The 340-nt window shown below is 54.4% G+C and carries 1 protein-coding gene; it reads left to right on the top strand.

All coding sequences use genetic code 11. The features are described 5' to 3' along the window. Positions 1-27 precede the first annotated feature (27 nt). Positions 28-340 (top strand): hemoglobin beta-like protein (locus tag J4G38_RS28485; RefSeq protein ID WP_226164231.1); only part of this gene is annotated, 313 nt, incomplete at its 3' end.

Genomic DNA, 340 nt, shown 5'->3' with positions numbered 1-340 from the left:
GTTGGCCCTGCAACTCTTTGCAGGTGTCTGATCGTCTATCCCTGGACTCAGAGGTATTTCGGCAACTTTGGAAACCTCTACAACGCAGCCGCAATCATGGGAAATCCTCAGGTTGCAAAACACGGAGTAACTATCCTCCACGGTCTGGACCGGGCTGTGAAGAACATGGACAACATCAAGGCGACCTATACCGAGCTGAGTGTGCTGCACTCCGAGAAACTGCACGTGGATCCCGACAATTTCAGGCTCCTCTCCGACTGCCTGACCATTGTGCTCGCTGCTCGGATGGGCAAAGCCTTCACTGCTGAGGTCCAGGCCACTATCCAGAAGTTCATGGCCG

The organism is Hymenobacter terricola, assembly GCF_017921975.2.
GTDB classification, from domain to species: domain Bacteria; phylum Bacteroidota; class Bacteroidia; order Cytophagales; family Hymenobacteraceae; genus Hymenobacter; species Hymenobacter terricola.
This window is presented reverse-complemented; position numbering and strand designations above follow the sequence as displayed.